Annotated in this window: 16 protein-coding genes; 10 read left to right on the plus strand and 6 right to left on the minus strand. The window is 54.4% G+C overall.

Translation table 11 applies throughout. The annotated features are described in order from the left end of the window. Window positions 1-16: 16 nt before the first annotated feature. The 5 genes from pheT to infC form a co-directional block, all read right to left on the minus strand. A complete protein-coding gene (gene pheT / locus ACYJL1_RS02200) occupies window positions 17-2431 on the minus strand; it encodes a phenylalanine--tRNA ligase subunit beta (protein ID WP_460896827.1) in 2415 nt (804 codons plus the stop codon). A 65-nt stretch (window positions 2432-2496) separates the two neighbouring features. Beyond that, the gene (pheS, locus tag ACYJL1_RS02205; protein WP_460896828.1) at window positions 2497-3579 is read right to left on the minus strand and encodes a phenylalanine--tRNA ligase subunit alpha; all 1083 of its coding nucleotides are present in this window, start codon (window positions 3577-3579) and stop codon (window positions 2497-2499) included. Window positions 3580-3731: 152 nt separating this feature from the next. Next, a complete protein-coding gene (gene rplT, locus ACYJL1_RS02210) occupies window positions 3732-4133 on the minus strand; it encodes a 50S ribosomal protein L20 (protein ID WP_008127401.1) in 402 nt (133 codons plus the stop codon). 41 nt (window positions 4134-4174) lie between these two features. Then, window positions 4175-4375, minus strand: a complete 201-nt coding sequence (gene rpmI, locus ACYJL1_RS02215) for a 50S ribosomal protein L35 (RefSeq protein WP_106662221.1) — start codon at window positions 4373-4375, stop codon at window positions 4175-4177. A gap of 251 nt (window positions 4376-4626) precedes the next feature. After that, the gene (gene infC, locus ACYJL1_RS02220) at window positions 4627-5163 is read right to left on the minus strand and encodes a translation initiation factor IF-3 (protein ID WP_040855885.1); all 537 of its coding nucleotides are present in this window, start codon (window positions 5161-5163) and stop codon (window positions 4627-4629) included. Window positions 5164-5377: 214 nt separating this feature from the next. Here infC and ACYJL1_RS02225 point away from each other — a divergent pair, with 214 nt between their 5' ends. The 10 genes from ACYJL1_RS02225 (at window position 5378) to ACYJL1_RS02270 (ending at window position 14839) form a co-directional block, all read left to right on the plus strand. Beyond that, window positions 5378-6172, plus strand: coding sequence for an alpha/beta hydrolase (locus tag ACYJL1_RS02225; protein WP_460896829.1), 795 nt, complete (start codon window positions 5378-5380; stop codon window positions 6170-6172). A gap of 8 nt (window positions 6173-6180) precedes the next feature. Continuing rightward, window positions 6181-7326 (plus strand): benzoate/H(+) symporter BenE family transporter, encoded by a 1146-nt coding sequence (locus ACYJL1_RS02230; RefSeq protein WP_460896830.1) that lies wholly within the window; start codon window positions 6181-6183, stop codon window positions 7324-7326. A gap of 115 nt (window positions 7327-7441) precedes the next feature. Beyond that, window positions 7442-7891: a DUF2852 domain-containing protein gene (locus ACYJL1_RS02235; RefSeq protein WP_460896831.1), complete on the plus strand. Its 450-nt coding sequence runs from the start codon at window positions 7442-7444 to the stop codon at window positions 7889-7891. A 235-nt stretch (window positions 7892-8126) separates the two neighbouring features. After that, window positions 8127-8897, plus strand: coding sequence for a M48 family metallopeptidase (locus ACYJL1_RS02240; protein WP_460896832.1), 771 nt, complete (start codon window positions 8127-8129; stop codon window positions 8895-8897). Continuing rightward, a complete protein-coding gene (locus ACYJL1_RS02245) occupies window positions 8897-9538 on the plus strand; it encodes a YdcF family protein (protein ID WP_460896833.1) in 642 nt (213 codons plus the stop codon). Before ACYJL1_RS02240 ends, ACYJL1_RS02245 begins: the two co-directional genes overlap by 1 nt. Window positions 9539-9747: 209 nt before the next feature. Then, window positions 9748-10407: a phosphoribosylanthranilate isomerase gene (locus ACYJL1_RS02250; RefSeq protein ID WP_460896834.1), complete on the plus strand. Its 660-nt coding sequence runs from the start codon at window positions 9748-9750 to the stop codon at window positions 10405-10407. A 13-nt stretch (window positions 10408-10420) separates the two neighbouring features. After that, window positions 10421-11671, plus strand: a complete 1251-nt coding sequence (trpB, locus tag ACYJL1_RS02255; RefSeq protein WP_460896835.1) for a tryptophan synthase subunit beta — start codon at window positions 10421-10423, stop codon at window positions 11669-11671. A gap of 2 nt (window positions 11672-11673) precedes the next feature. Beyond that, window positions 11674-12513, plus strand: coding sequence for a tryptophan synthase subunit alpha (gene trpA / locus ACYJL1_RS02260; protein WP_460896836.1), 840 nt, complete (start codon window positions 11674-11676; stop codon window positions 12511-12513). 45 nt (window positions 12514-12558) lie between these two features. Further along, the gene (accD, locus tag ACYJL1_RS02265; protein ID WP_460896837.1) at window positions 12559-13479 is read left to right on the plus strand and encodes an acetyl-CoA carboxylase, carboxyltransferase subunit beta; all 921 of its coding nucleotides are present in this window, start codon (window positions 12559-12561) and stop codon (window positions 13477-13479) included. A gap of 31 nt (window positions 13480-13510) precedes the next feature. Continuing rightward, on the plus strand, window positions 13511-14839 hold the full coding sequence (locus ACYJL1_RS02270) for a bifunctional folylpolyglutamate synthase/dihydrofolate synthase (RefSeq protein WP_460896838.1): 1329 nt from the start codon (window positions 13511-13513) through the stop codon (window positions 14837-14839). 58 nt (window positions 14840-14897) lie between these two features. On the opposite strand, the gene trxA is transcribed toward ACYJL1_RS02270, so the two are convergent. Then, window positions 14898-15224, minus strand: coding sequence for a thioredoxin (gene trxA, locus ACYJL1_RS02275; protein ID WP_460896839.1), 327 nt, complete (start codon window positions 15222-15224; stop codon window positions 14898-14900). Window positions 15225-15315 lie beyond the last annotated feature (91 nt).

A 15315-nucleotide genomic window follows, 5' to 3' on the forward strand; every position in this document is an offset into this window, starting at 1 on the left:
TTGCGCAATGCAGGCTTTATCCCCGCAATACGCCGCCAGTCTGCTTGGCAACGCTTTCAACAACGCGTTTGGTCAAGGCGTCGAGATCCTCATCGTTCAAGGTGCGCTCCTGCGGCTGGATTGCCACTTCGATGGCAACGGATTTCTTGTCCTCGCCGAGGGACGCGCCTTCGAACAGATCGAAGACCTGCACGCCGACAATCAGCTTCTTGTCACTGCTCAGTGCAGCACGGACGATGGTTCCCGCTTCAACAGATTTGTCGACCACAAAAGCAAAGTCGCGGCGCAGAAGCTGTAAGTCGGAAAGATTGAGGGCAGGCTTCGTGCGGGTGGCTTTTTGCTTCGGCTCCGGTATCGCATCGATGAAGATTTCGAAGCCGCAAAGATTGCCGCCGACATCCAATGTTTCCAGAGTTTTCGGATGGAACTCGCCGAAGGTGCCAAGAATGACTTTCGGGCCAAGCTTGATCGTGCCGGAACGGCCCGGATGATACCATGCCGGACCACCCGCCTCGATCTGCAGCTTGTCTATCGGTGCACCGCACGCTTCCAGAGCCGCGATAGCGTCAGCCTTGGCATCGAATACCCCCACGGGCGAAGTATTGCCCGACCAGTGGCGGCCAATTCCTTCAAAACGTGCCGTGCCACGGCGGACACCGGCCGCAACGCGGCGCTGGTCTTCCGGGGCATTGCCTTCATAGGTGCCGGAAACCTCGAATAGAGCAAGATCATTGAAACCGCGATCCGCATTGCGCTGAGCGGCGGCAAGCAAGCCAGGCAACAGGGACGGGCGCATATCAGACATATCGGCAGCAATCGGATTGCTCAATTTGAGTTCCGGCTTTCCGCCGCCAAAGGCTTTGGCCGCGCTTTCCGAAATGAATGACCAGGTGACGGCTTCCATCATGCCGCGCGAAGCAAGCGCCCGCTTGGCGTTACGCGTGCGAATCTGTAGCGTGGTCAGAATCTTGCCGTTAACGGCTGCATGGCTGAGCAGAGGCTGCGGATCAATCAGATTGATGCCATGAATGCGCATGACTTCTTCAACCAGATCGGCCTTGCCATCCACATCAGGACGCCATGATGGCACAACCACATCAACCAGCTCGCCCTTGCCCTGTGGCTCAAAACCCAGACGGGACAAGATATTAAGACTGGTCTCAGTCGGCACGTCGATGCCTGTCAGGCGCTTGACTTCGGATGAGGGGAATTTGACCGTCTTTGGCGTATGGCCCTTGTAGCCCACGACCTTGGTATCAGATGGCGTACCGCCGCAGAACTCAAGAACCAGTTGCGCAGCAAGTTCAACACCCGGAATCATCTGCTCAGGATCAACACCGCGCTCAAAGCGATAGCGCGCATCGGTGATAATGCCGAGCGTGCGGCCAGTACGGGCAACGTTCATCGCATCCCATAGCGCCGACTCAATGACGACATTGACCGTATTTTCATCGCAACCGGAATGCTCGCCGCCCATGATGCCGGCAATGGATTCGACGCCATTCTCATCAGCAATCACGAGATTTTCCATGCCGAGCGTGTAGTCTTTGCCATTGAGGCCAAGGATCATTTCGCCATCGCGTGCGCGGCGAACGGTCAGTTGACCTTTGACCTTATCCGCATCGAAAACATGCAGCGGGCGGCCACGATCAAAGGTGACGTAATTGGTGATATCAACCAGCGCATTGATGGGGCGTAAGCCGATAGCGATAAGACGCTGCTGCAACCATTTCGGGCTTGGGCCATTCTTGACACCCTTGACGGTGCGCCACGCAAAGCCCGGGCAGAGATAATCTTCACCTTTAAGGTCCAGTGCAACCTCGACTTGTGGCGCACCCGTGCCCGCTACGGGTTCAATCACGGGCGTTTTCAGCGTGCCTATACCTGCGGCGGCCAGATCACGGGCAATGCCATAGACGCTGGTGCAATCCGGACGGTTTGGCGTGAGGTTGATCTCGATGACCGGATCATCAAGGCCAGCATAGGCGGCAAAGCTCGTGCCGACCGGAGCATCGGCAGGCAGGTCGATAATGCCATTATGCTCGTCAGACATTTCCAGCTCGCGCTCCGAGCACATCATGCCGTGGCTTTCCACGCCCCTGATCTTGCCGACCGAAAGCGTGATATCGATACCTGGCACATAGGCGCCCGGCGCTGCAAAAGCGCCGATCAAGCCAGCACGCGCATTGGGTGCACCGCAGACGACCTGAAGCGGCTTGCCATCGCCCGTATCGACGCTGAGAACCTGCAACTTGTCCGCATCCGGATGCCGTGAAGCAGTCAGAACTTTGGCGATGACAAATGGCTTCAGCGCTGCTTTGTCGTCGAGCGATTCAACCTCAAGACCGATCATGGTCAGGGTTTCGACGATCTCATCCAGCGAGGCCTGCGTCTCAAGATGATCTTTCAGCCAGGAGAGTGTGAATTTCATGATTTCACTCGTTTCTCAATATTATTTTGGGACTTGGCCCAATATCTCGGAAGGTCTGCCGCGCCTTAGGCACTCAGCCCCCCAAACAGGGTTGGCATATCGAGCGGGCGGAAGCCGTAATGCGACAGCCAGCGAACATCGGCATCGAAGAAGGCGCGAAGATCGGGCATGCCATATTTGAGCATGGCAATGCGATCGATGCCCATACCCCAGGCAAAGCCCTGATACTCGTCCGGATCAAGTCCGCCATGGCGCAGTACATTCGGGTGCACCATGCCGCAGCCAAGAATCTCCATCCAGTCATTGCCTTCGCCGAATTTCACTTCCTTGCCGGAGCGATCACACTGGATATCAACTTCCAGCGATGGCTCGGTGAAGGGGAAGTAGGACGGGCGGAAGCGCATCTTCAAGGATGGGACTTCGAAGAAGGCTTTGCAGAACTCTTCAAGCACCCATTTCATATTGGCAACGTTGGCCGTCTTGTCGATGACCAGCCCCTCGACCTGATGGAACATCGGCGAATGGGTGGCATCGGAATCCATGCGATATGTTTTGCCCGGAATGACGATGCGGATCGGCGGCTTCTGCGTTTCCATGGTGCGAATCTGCACAGGGCTGGTATGGGTACGCAACACACGCCGATCATTCTTCTCGTCAGGATTGAAGAAAAACGTATCGTGCATTTCGCGTGCCGGATGGCCGTCGGGAAAATTCAGAGCCGTGAAATTGTAATGGTCGGTTTCGATATCCGGACCTTCTGCAATGGCAAAGCCCATATCGGCAAAGATCGCCGTGATTTCGTCAATGACCTGACTGATCGGATGGATGCGCCCGCGTTCCGCCGGAGAGGCGCGCAAGGGAAGCGTGACATCAAGCTTTTCCTTGGCAAGGCGCTCGGTGATCGCTGCATCCTTGAGCATTGTCTTGCGAGCGCCAAGCGCTTCGGTAATGCGATTCTTCAAGCCGTTGATCGCCGGGCCTTGGCTCTGGCGCTCTTCCGGCGACATGGAACCAAGCGATTTCAGCTTTTCGGAGATAGACCCTTTCTTGCCCAGCGCCGCTACGCGAACGGCTTCAATTGCGGCTTCATCGTTAGCAGCATCGATCTGCGCGGCAAGGGCGCTTTCCAGTTGTGTAAGCTCGTCCATGACTTTTCACCTGTTCATGATGGCGATAGTTAAGTGTCGTATCTTCCCTGCGGAGACAGGACGCCGTTAGAAAATCGAAAAACCCGCGCCAGCCGAGCCAGCGCGGGTTTCCCAAACTTAAATTTTCGAATGCTTTGGGAGCGGCGGCTGGCTTAGCGGACAGCGCCTTCAAAAGCGTTCGGTGTCGTGTCTTTGAGGTATTCGAGCGCCTTCTTGGCAGAAGCCACGATTGCACCGAATGCTTCCGGCTCGTGGATCGCGAGATCCGAAAGAACCTTGCGGTCAACTTCGATGCCCGACTTTGTCAGACCATCGATGAAGCGGCTATAGGTCAAACCATGCTCACGAACAGCAGCATTGATGCGCTGTGTCCACAGAGCGCGGAATGTGCGCTTCTTGTTCTTGCGATCGCGATAGGCATATTGCTTCGAACGATCGACAGCAGCCTTGGCGGTCTTGATTGTATTCTTGCGGCGACCACGGAAACCTTCGGCCTGCTTCAGAACTTTTTTATGCTTGGCGTGGGACGTAACGCCCCGTTTTACACGTGCCATGATATGATCTCCTTACTTGAGGATGGATAACGTTGCCCGGATCAGAGACCGTTAGGCAGGAACTTCTTCACGATTTTCGCATCGGCATCAGCAAGAACCATGGTTCCGCGAGCGTCACGAATGAATTTGTTCGAACGTTTGATCATGCCATGGCGTTTGCCAGCGGCGGCGGCTTTAACTTTGCCAGTTCCGGTAATCTTGAACCGTTTCTTGGCAGCAGATTTGGTCTTCATCTTGGGCATTTTGCTACTCCTGATTTTATGAGGCTTTGATCATTTCAAAGAAACGACCACCTCTTGGTTTGACTTCAGGCCGACCAAAGCCTGAAAGCATGTAAAACCGCCACGGCATGCCCTGCCGGGCGGTTTGAACGGGTGCTTCATACCAGAAGACGGCAAAAGCGCAACTGTTGAATCGTGCAAGCGATACAGAAAACGGCCGGTTTAAAGAAAAAGCCGCCCGAAGGCGGCTTTTCAAAGGCAGTAGGCCGATTTTAGCGAGGTGCCAGAACCATCATCATCTGGCGGCCTTCAAGCTTAGGCTCTGCTTCCACTTTGGAAATCTCCACAGTGTCTTCCTTGACCTTGTCGAGGAGACGCATGCCGAGTTCCTGGTGGGCCATTTCACGGCCACGGAAACGCAGGGTTACCTTGACCTTATCGCCTTCTTCAAAGAAGCGCTTAATTGCGCGCATCTTCACGTCATAATCATGCGTGTCGATGTTCGGGCGCATTTTGATTTCTTTGATTTCAACTGTCTTCTGCTTCTTGCGCGCTTCCGCAGCCTTTTTCTGGCCCTGGTACTTCAGCTTGCCAAGATCAACGATCTTGCAGACCGGCGGCTCAGCATTCGGCACGATCTCGACAAGGTCGAGTCCCGCCTCGTCGGCCATCGCCAACGCTGCCTGAATCGTTACGATACCGTGGTTTTCACCTTCGGCATCAATGAGCTGTACCTGGGGTACCCGGATATCACGGTTGGAACGTGGTCCATCTTTCTGGACCACCTGGGCTCTAAAGGGTCGGCGAATGGCAGTAGTCTCCTTGAATTATTTCGGACCCGCAAATAGCATCACACGGCCTTCGCCGCAATGCTTATGCTGTGCTGGCAGGCATCAATCTTACCATTTTCAGGATAAATCACTCAAATTAGAGATAAGAATATTTCAGTTTTATGCAATGTGGCGGGCTTTATCGTTCTGTTTTCCCATGCAAGAAGAAGAATATCGAGAGTGAGTCCCGCCCATGACACAATCCCCGCCCGAATTTCTTGAGCTGAACGGAATCAATATTGCCTTGCGAAAGCGTGCAGGCGCGAACCCCGGCATAGTCTGGCTGGGCGGGTATCGCTCGGATATGCTTGGCAGCAAGGCAAACTTTCTGGATGAATGGGCTGCGGAACATGGGTCTGCATTCCTGCGCCATGATTATTCCGGCCATGGCGAGTCGGGCGGCGAATTCCGTGAGGGAACCATCTCGCTCTGGCTCGAACAAAGCCTTACCGTCTTCCGGCAATTCTCATCTGGCCCGCAAATCATCGTCGGCTCCTCCATGGGCGGCTGGATCGCCCTGCGCTTGCTGGCAGAATTGCAAAGGCTTGGAGAAGGTGGCCGCGTTGCCGGTCTGATATTGATTGCACCGGCGCCGGACTTCACATCGGAACTGGTCGAGCCGAAACTGACCAATGACCAGCGCCGTCAGATTGCCGATAGAGGCTATATGGAAGAGCCGTCTGAATATTCGGATCAGCCCTATATCTATACAAAGGCTTTGCTTGAAGATGGCAGGATCAATCAGGTTTTGAAGGGCGTCATCCAGACTGACTGCCCGGTGCACATACTTCAGGGCATGCAGGATGAAGATGTTCCCTATCGTCATGCGATGAAGCTCGTGGATCACCTTCCGGTTGATGATGTGACGATTACGCTCGTTCGCGATGGAGATCACCGGCTTTCACGGCCACAGGACCTTGAACTTTTGGGCCGTACAGTGTCTTCAATGGCGGGCAGTACCCAGCCTATCCCTCCGTTCAATAATTAAGGTCCGCCATGCGTTTTTCCGTCGTCGCCTCCGCTGTCGTTGCCGCCGTGGTCGGATTTGGCGGAACATTGGCGCTTGTCATTGCCGCAGCCAATGCCCTGGGTGCAAGCCAGGCCGAAACGGCAAGCTGGGTTACAGCAAACTGCCTGGCGATGTTTGTTGCCACGGGCTATTTGAGCTGGCGCTACAAAATGCCGATCATCAGCGCCTGGTCAACGCCGGGCCTGGCGCTGATCGGCAGTTCGATCGGCTTTACTATGCCGCAAGCTGTTGGCGCATTCATCGTCACGGCGATCGCTATCATTCTCACCGGACTGATCAAGCCCATATCCGTCTTTGTCTCGAAGATACCCGCATCGATTGCTTCCGGAATGCTGGCAGGCGTGCTCTTTGCCTTCCTGACGGGTGCTGCACGAACAATTCCTATCGATCCCCTATTTGTATTGCCGCTTATTTTGCTGTTTTTCGTCATCAGACTTTTCAACCCTGCAATGGCGGTTCTTGCCGTTCTCTTCGGCGGCGTGATCTTTGCTTTCCTTAGCGGGCGCGTGGCCAGCGTTCCGGCGATTGAACTATCGACGCTTACACTGATCATGCCGGTCTTCGACATGCAGGCTATGATCGGCCTTGCCCTGCCGCTTTACCTTGTGACAATGGCCTCGCAGAACCTGCCGGGATTTGCGGTGATGCGGGCCGCTGGTTACGAGCCGCCAACGGCTGCTGCACTGCAAGTGACCGGGCTGGTATCGCTGCTCACGGCGCCTTTTGGGGCGCATACCAGCAACATGGCTGCAATTTCGGCAGCGATCTGTACAGGGCCGGACGCTCATCCTGATCCGGCGAAACGCTGGCTGACAGGGCCATTCTACGCGCTGAGCTACCTTGTATTTGCGATTTTTGGAGCGTCGCTTGTGGCACTTTTCGCGGTCCTTCCTGCACCTTTGATTGCCCTTGTCGCCGGTCTTGCGCTCATTGGCGCATTCGTCAATGCGCTGGCGCTTTCGTTGAAAATCGAGAATGAGAAGTTGGCGGCAATTGTCACTTTTGCTGTAACTGCATCAGGCATTAGCATTGCCGGAATTGGTGCAGCCTTTTGGGCTTTGGTGGCTGGACTACTCGTCGCTGGTCTGGAGTACGCAAAGAAACGCGCCTGATTTCAACCTCTTACGCGTATTGAAATCAGGTTTTCTTGAAAAGCCGCAAAGTTTTTCCCATGTCGTTCATAATCGACCAATTGGGGTCGGGGTTCTTAAGAAGGAAGGGCTCAATATGAACAATGCTGCTTTGATCCGGCCGGGTTGGACTCCCGCGACCATCGCTCTGATGATTATCGGGTTCATGTTATTCTGGCCGCTGGGTTTTGCCATGCTTGCCTATATTCTTTGGGGTGATCGCCTTGAAGGTTTCAAGCAGGATGTAAACCGCAAGACCGACAGTTTCTGCGGTGCGTTCCGGCGTAACAAGCGCTCGGCACATTTCGGTCGCGCTCCGTTTGGCACAGGCAATGCTGCTTTCGACGAATGGCGTGACAAGGAATTGGAACGTCTTGACGAAGAGCGCCGCAAACTTGACGAAATGCGTGCTGAATTTGAAGATTATGCAAATGAGCTTCGCCGCGCCAAGGATCGCGAAGAGTTCGATCGCTTCATGGCAGAACGGAGTGCCGTTGCCAAAAAGTCATCCGGCACTGTTCCGGATGTGAATGAAGACAAGCAATAATCTTCGCCTTATTCAAATCCGCAAAGCGGCGACGGAGACCATCCGCCGCCGCTTTTGTTTTGTCCTGCATTATCCATGTGCGTCCTTCGACAAGCTCAGGATGAGGGCAATGAGTGGCTGCATTTCAATCGCCGACATTGCGATTCCTGTTTTCCGCAATCCACACTATCCCTCATCCTGAGCTTGTCGAAGGACGCACGATGATTTTGCCACCGAATCATTTAATATCGCCATCATGATCCTATCCTTGTTTCGGGCTTCGCCTCCCAAGCCAGTCAAGAAATCAGCCACTTTGAGGGCTGAGCGGAGCTATGAGGTTGCGGGGCGAATCCTGCCTTTGCGCGTGGTGGAAAATGCACGGGCAACGCGCCTGACGCTGCGTATCGATGCTGGTGGCAAGGGCTTGCGGATGACTGTACCTCCGGGCGTTCCATCCCGCGAGATCGACAAGTTTCTTGTACGCCACGAAGGCTGGATCGAAACGCGCATCGCCAAAATGCCGGACCAGCCGAAGGTTCGCCCCGGCGTGAAGATTCCCGTGCGCGGCGTGCCACATCTGATTGTTCACGAGCCGGCTGCGCGCGGAACCGTGCGGCAGGAGAACGGCGCTGAAGGTCCACGCCTCATCGTTTATGGCGACAGGCCTCATCTGGCCCGGCGTGTCGGTGATTTTCTCAAGCGTGAAGCCAAGCGCGACCTCGACATTCTTGTGGCACGGCACACGGCAACAGTAGGACGACGTGCCAAAGTCATCCGCATCAAGGACACAAAGAGCCGCTGGGGTTCCTGCACATCGGATGGCACGCTGGCATTTTCCTGGCGCATCATGATGGCTCCGCCGCCGATTATTGACTATCTGGTCGCGCATGAAGTGGCTCATTTGAAAGAAATGAATCACGGCCCGAAATTCTGGAAACTTTGCGGCGAGCTTTGCCCGGATACGGAACGCTGCAAGGCGTGGCTGAAACGCAATGGCGGCTCCCTGCAGGCGATCGATTTCACCTGATGTCTGCCCTTGTTTCACCCGCTGTGCTTGAGGCAAGCCGCACGCTTTGGAACTTTCATCTTATCTATGATGATTTGCGGCCAGCGGATCTGATTATCGGGCTTGGCAGTTATGATCTGCGCGTTGCGGACCATTGCGTTCAGCTATTCCATCAAGGTTTGGCCAGTCGGATTTTGTTCACTGGAAAATCGGGTAACTGGACGGGCGGGCTTTACCAGACATCGGAGGCGGAAGCCTTTGCCGCACGCGCCATAGAGCTTGGTGTTTGTGAAGAAGCGATATTGATCGAGCCGAATGCCACAAATATCGGGGAAAATATCCGCTATGCCCGTGCCATGGCAGGCGATGCGGTCAAGCGCATTATCATCGTCACAAAACCACAGACGCAGCGCCGCGCTTTTGCAACAGCCCGTGCGCAATGGCCGAATGTCGAAACAATGGTGACGGCGCCGCCCACTTCATTTGAACAGCAGCCCACCAAAGCCTATCCGGTGGAAAAACTGATCCATGAAATGGTTGGCGATGTGAAGCGTCTCATCGATTATCCGGCCAAGGGCTATCAAATTCCGCAATCCATTCCGGCGCATGTCGTGGACGCGTTCGATTTTCTTGTGAAAGCCGGTTACGACAACCATCTATAACATTGCATCAGTATAGTGCGTGGTTCGACAAGCTCACCATGAGGAAGCTTTTCAGTCTGCAAGAAAATCACCAACATTGCAGAATTCGTTCTCTGCAATCAATTTCTTTCCTCATGGTGAGCTTGTCGAACCACGCACTATAATGACTGCAAACCGGACTTTGCACCAAAATCCTCGACTTTGACGCATTTTCATGCGAGTTGCGACCTATGGACCTTGATATCAAAATATGCGGGTTGAAAACCGACGATGCAGTTGCTGCGGTGCTGGATGGCGGAGCATCGCATATCGGCTTTATCTTCTTTGCCAAGAGCCCGCGCAATATCGATCCGGTTGAAGCCGGACAGTTGCGCAAAGCGGCAATTGGCAGGGCCAAGGCAGTTGCCGTTACTGTTGACGCCGATGACGCAACACTTGATGCCATCGTTGCGGCGATGAAGCCTGATTTGCTGCAATTGCACGGGCACGAAACTGTAGAGCGTGTTGCCGAGGTAAAGGCGCGTTTCGGGTTGCCTGTCATCAAGGCTTTTGCCTTACGCGAGCGCAATGATCTGGATCAGATCAAACCTTACAGTGGCGTAGCGGATATGTTCCTTTTTGACGCCAAGCCGCCCAAAGGCTCCGAGCTTCCGGGCGGAAATGGTGTTTCATTTGACTGGCAGCTCCTGAGCGCACTTGACGGACAGGTTCCTTACATGCTTTCCGGCGGGCTGAACGCGGGTAATATCGGCGCGGCGCTGCAAGCGACCAATGCGCGCGGTATCGATATTTCATCGGGTGTTGAGTCTGCTCCAGGCGTCAAAGATGTTAGCCTGATCAAAGAGTTTTTTCAGGCGGTGCGCGCCGCTCTGAGCGCGAATGCGGTATGACAGGAGTATAGTGGTGGACAAGGTGGTGGAACCCAATTCATTTAAAACAGGCCCCGATGAAGAGGGTATGTTTGGTATATTCGGCGGACGGTTCGTTGCCGAAACCCTGATGCCGCTTATTCTTGAACTTCAGCAGGCCTATGACGATGCCAAGAATGATCCTTCCTTCAAGGCGGAATTGCAGGAACTCTCGACCCACTATGCCGGACGGCCTTCAAAGCTCTATTATGCGGAAGGTCTGACCAAGCATGTGCGTCAGCTGGCCAAAGATCAGGGTCTTGATGGCGGCGCGAAGATTTACTTCAAGCGCGAAGACCTGAACCACACGGGCAGCCACAAGATCAATAATTGCCTCGGCCAGATTCTTCTCGCCAAGCGTATGGGCAAGACCCGTATCATTGCCGAGACCGGCGCTGGTCAGCACGGCGTTGCTTCGGCGACCGTGGCCGCGCGGTTCGGCCTGCCTTGTGTGGTTTATATGGGCGCGACCGATGTTGAGCGTCAGAAACCAAATGTCTTCCGCATGAAGCTGCTCGGTGCCGAAGTGAAACCCGTTTCATCAGGCCATGGCACGTTGAAAGATGCGATGAACGAAGCCCTGCGTGACTGGGTTTCAAATGTTGATGACACCTATTACCTGATTGGCACTGCCGCAGGCCCTCATCCCTATCCGGAACTTGTACGCGACTTCCAATCTGTTATCGGATCGGAAGCACGCGAGCAGATCTTGGAGCGTGAAGGTCGCCTTCCCGACACAATTATCGCCGCCGTTGGTGGTGGTTCCAATGCAATCGGACTGTTCCATTCATTCCTCGATGACAAGAGTGTCGAGATCATTGGCATTGAAGCAGGTGGTCGCGGCTTGGATGGTGAAGAACATTGCGCTTCAATGAGCGCTGGCCGGCCAGGTGTACTGCATGGCAATCGCACCTATTTGTTGCAAAACGCCGATGGCCAGATTCTCGATGGCCATTCGGTTTCCGCGGGTCTCGATTATCCGGGCGTTGGTCCTGAACATTCATGGCTGCGCGACACAGGCCGCGTTTCCTATGTGCCGATCCTCGACAATGAAGCGCTGGACGCCTTTACGCTGACAACGCGCACCGAAGGCATTATTCCTGCGCTGGAATCGGCGCATGCGATTGCCCATGCGGTGAAGATTGCACCCAAAATGGCTCAGGATAAAATCATGATCGTCAATCTTTCGGGCCGCGGCGATAAGGACGTGCATACTGTCGGCCAATTGCTTGGAATGGATATCTGACAATGGCGACACGTATCGATGCAAAATTTGCGGCTTTGAAGGCAGAGGGTCGTCCCGCTCTTGTCACCTATTTCATGGGCGGTGACCCGGACTTTGAAACCTCACTCAAGATCATGAAGGCTTTGCCGGGCTCCGGCTCTGACATTATCGAGCTTGGCGTGCCTTTCTCCGATCCGATGGCAGATGGACCGGCTATTCAAGCTGCCGGTCTGCGCGCCCTTAAAAAGGGCATGTCCCTGACCAGGACGCTCGATATGGCGGCGCAGTTCCGGAAAACGGACAATACAACGCCAATCGTCATGATGGGTTATTACAATCCGATCTATATTTACGGGGTTGACCGCTTTTTGAAAGATGCAGTTGCGTCAGGTATCGATGGTCTGATCATTGTTGACCTTCCACCGGAAATGGATGACGAACTTTGCATTCCCGCAATCAAAGCCGGTATCAATTTCATCCGTCTGGCGACGCCGACGACCGATGAAAAGCGCCTGCCAAAGGTTTTGCAGAACACATCCGGCTTCGTTTACTACGTCTCAATGAACGGTATTACCGGCTCAGCTTTGCCGGACACGACAAAGATTGCAGCTGCCGTTCACCGGATCAAGCAGCATACGGATCTGCCCGTTGTGGTTGGTTTCGGCGTCAAGACTGCCGAGCAGGCCAAGGTCATGGGCGCGTCTGCTGATGGCGTTGTCGTCGGTACCGCAATCGTCAATGCAGTTGCCAATACGATCAATCCGGATGGTTCTCTGGTCGCCGATCCTGCCGAAGCTGTAGCGACGATGGTTCAGGGCCTGTCGAGCGGCGTTCGTGCCATGCGACTTGCAGCAGCCGAATAGAAGTTTTAAATCAAACATTCCGATAGATAAAAAACAGGACCGATCATGAACTGGATCACGAACTACGTCCGGCCAAAGATCAATTCGATGCTTGGGCGTCGTGAAATGCCGGAAAACCTCTGGATCAAGGATCCTGAGTCCGGCGAAATGGTCTTTCATACGGATTTGGAAAAGAACCAGTGGGTTGTGCCATCGTCCGGCCACCACATGCGTATTCCAGCCAAGGATCGTCTCAAGTTCTTCTTTGACAATGGCGTCTATGAAACATTGGAACAGCCGAAAGTTGCGACTGATCCGCTGAAATTCCGTGACGAAAAGCGTTATGTCGACCGCCTGAAGGAGCATCGCTCCAAGACCGGGCAGGAAGACACGATCATCAATGCGCTTGGCACGATTGAAGGTCTGCCGGTTGTCGTCACAATCCACGATTTCAACTTCATTGGCGGCTCGCTCGGTATGGCCGCTGGTGAAGCCATCATCAAAGGCTTCGAAACGGCCATCGCCCAAAAGAAGCCGCTCGTGCTGTTTGCTGCTTCAGGCGGCGCGCGCATGCAGGAAGGCATTCTTTCGCTAATGCAATTGCCACGCACGACAGTAGCCGTGGAAATGCTGAAAGAAGCCGGTCTGCCTTACATTGTTGTCCTCACCAACCCGACAACAGGCGGTGTTACAGCCTCCTATGCCATGCTGGGCGACATTCACATTGCCGAGCCTGGTGCGCTAATCGGCTTTGCCGGGCAACGCGTTATTGAGCAGACTGTTCGCGAGAAGCTTCCTGAAGGCTTTCAGCGTGCGGAATATCTCAAAACGCATGGCATGGTCGATATGGTCGTTCCACGCACGGAGCTGAAAACAACAATCGCAAGGCTGTTGAAGATGTTGATGGGTGAACCAGCCACCGAGAAGGTTGTTGAGCCTGACGTGGAGACGCCAACTGTTCCTGCAATAGCTGAAGCGCAATCTTGACGGGTTTCGGTTTATTGGAAGCCGCATTTTGATGTCATCACGTGCGACACAGGAAATAGAGCGGCTTCTCGGCCTGCACCCCAAGGGGTTTGACCTTTCGTTGGGTCGGATTACCCGGCTTTTGGATACGCTTGGTAATCCACATTTGAAACTGCCGCCAGTCATTCACGTGGCTGGCACAAACGGAAAGGGTTCCGCTACAGCCTTTTCCCGCGCATTGCTGGAAGCTGCGGGCTATACGGTTCATGTTCACACCTCCCCGCATCTTGTTCGCTGGCATGAGCGCTATCGTCTTGGCGCGCCCGGCAGAGGTAAAATTGTCGATGACGATACGCTGTTTAATGCGGTTCGGCGGGTAGCCGATGCCAATGCCGGACAGCAGATAACAGTTTTCGAAATTCTGACGGCCGTTACTTTCGTGCTTTTCGCCGAGCATCCCGCTGATGCGGTTATCCTTGAGGTTGGGCTGGGAGGACGTTTCGATGCAACCAACGTCATTCCGGAACCAGCCGTCAGCGTCATCATGCCCATTTCGCTGGATCACCAGTCCTATCTCGGAGATCGCGTTGAACTGATTGCTGCTGAAAAAGCCGGGATCATCAAGGCAGGTTGCCCGGTCGTTATCGGCGCGCAGGAGCATGATGCGGCACGCACAGTGCTGATCGAGACCGCCGAGCGCCGTGACTGCCCTTATAGTGTTTATGGCCAGGATTTCCTTAGCTTTGAGGAGCGCGGACGCATGGTCTATCAGGACAATACAGGCTTGATGGATCTTCCTCTGCCGAGCCTGCCCGGCCGCCATCAGTTGGCAAATGCCGCCGCAGCCATTCAGGCGGTAACGGCAGCGGGTTTCACCATTCCAGACCATGCCGTTGAAACAGCGATGGGAACAGTCGAATGGCCGGCACGGATGCAGCGGCTGACCAAGGGTAATCTGGTTGAGATGGCAGTGCCCGGTTCAGAAATCTGGCTTGATGGCGGACATAATCCGGGGGCTGGCATGGTGATCGCGGAAGCTATCGCCACGTTGGAAGATCGCAGCCAGCGCCCTCTATTTCTGATTATCGGAATGATTAATACCAAGGACCCTGTGGGATATTTTGAGGCTTTTACCGGCATGGCACGGCATGTTTACACTGTGCCGATTCAATCCAGCGATGCGGGCATTCCCCATGAAGAACTCGCTCTGGCAGCGCAAGAAGCCGGACTTTCGGCCGAACCTGTTCATTCGGTGGAAAACGCCCTGAAAATCCTGCGTGATAGCTGGGATCAGTCCGAGCCCGCTCCGCGGATATTGATTGGCGGATCGCTCTATCTGGCAGGCGATGTGCTATCGGAAAATGGAACGCCGCCGCAATAACTCACTTATCAAAAAGCCCGCTTCGCAGCGGGCTTTTTGATAAGTATTGCAGAGCTGATCAAGCAACTGAGTTTTTGATCCAGTCGGAAAGCTTGCTCTTTGGAGCAGCGCCGACCAGATTTGCAGCAAGCTCACCATCCTTGAACATCAGCAAAGTTGGAATCGAGCGTACACCAAACTGAGCAGCCAATTCGGGATTCTCATCGATATTGACCTTGGCGATTGTAACTTTGCCGTCCATTTCCGCAGCGATTTCCTCAAGCGCTGGAGCGATCATTTTGCATGGGCCGCACCACTCTGCCCAAAAATCTACAACGACAGGCTGGCTGGCCTGTATTACGTCGGACTGGAAATTGCTGGTGTCAATTTTGACGGTGGTAGCCATGAAGCTCTTCCTTAACCTGTGAATGTGTTGCCAATCATGTGGTGAGTCTACTGCGCCTAGTCAAGCCGACTCATCTCACGATTCAGTGCAA

Source organism: Phyllobacterium sp. K27, from assembly GCF_054796155.1.